1 protein-coding gene is annotated in these 1,097 nt (G+C 40.4%); it reads right to left on the reverse strand.

The annotated features are described in order from the left end of the window. Positions 1–123 precede the first annotated feature (123 nt). A partial coding sequence (locus tag CSC79_RS19955; protein ID WP_099297894.1) for a transposase occupies positions 124–1,097 on the reverse strand: 974 nt, incomplete at its 5' end.

Genomic DNA, 1,097 nt, shown 5'->3' on the forward strand with positions numbered 1-1,097 from the left:
TTTTTCTATTATCACTCGCTCATCGTTCATTAAGCGAGCGTTTATCACTGTTAAACCTAAATTACACGCATGAAAACAACTGCATGATTGCAGTTTTAATTCTTTATCGAAGACTTTTAAACTTTATGCCAGTAGCTTTTCGCTATTGCTGACATTGCTACGCCTTTTTCTGTTCAAGTGTTCACAGTAACTCTCTTGTGAGGTCGTCCTACCTACTGCGCCATGAAATACGCGCGTAAATTGCGTGGTCAGTTTTAACCAGTTTTCTGGGGATATATTCACTCTTTCTAGTAAAGGTAAATGTGTGCTTTCAATATACCCGCGTTTACCTTCTCGTATACAACGTCCTGTTAACTCAACCAGTTCAAGGTAGGATTTAAGTTCAAATGGTAATCCTTTTGGCATGATTTGACGTGGGATGCCTGCAAAACGTAATAGTTGTTTTGGTTGTTTGGCATCGGCTGCGCTTTCTAATCGTTTTTGAACACTCGTATGTGATGACTCTTCTGCCGTGTTTGCCATTTTTGCCCTGATAGGATTTAAATCAACGTATGCCATACAAGCTGCCAATGCTGCTTCATCAAGAAGCGCTTGTGATTTAAAACGGCCCTCCCAAAACCTGCCTGTGCAGTTATCTTCTTTATTCGCTTTACGCGCTATATCTTCATTTAGCAACCGCATAAACCAGCTAATACTTGATAAGCGTTCGCGATACTGTTTGACCGTTTGATTAAAAAAGATTTGTTCAGTTTTACTTAACTTCCCACCTTGTAAGTATCTTTGCGTAAGTACGGTGCCTTTACACAGCTTGTGCCAGCGAATAACAATCGCTTTATCATTTAGCCGCTCCGCTTTTTTATCATCAACATACAGCACTAAATGAGTGTGGTTACTCATGACTGCATAAGCACATACATCAATGCAAAATACCTTGGCTAATCCAAGCAGCTTATCTTCAACCCAGCCTCTGCGATGCTCGTATGATTGGCCTGTAAAATGGTCTTCGCCACATAAAAATGCACGCCGAACGCAACGTGAAATACAGTGATAGTATTTTGTATCTGTCAAACTTATTTGACGTTTTCTTGCAGTAGCCA

The organism is Pseudoalteromonas sp. 3D05, assembly GCF_002723455.1.
Taxonomy (GTDB): Bacteria; Pseudomonadota; Gammaproteobacteria; order Enterobacterales; family Alteromonadaceae; genus Pseudoalteromonas.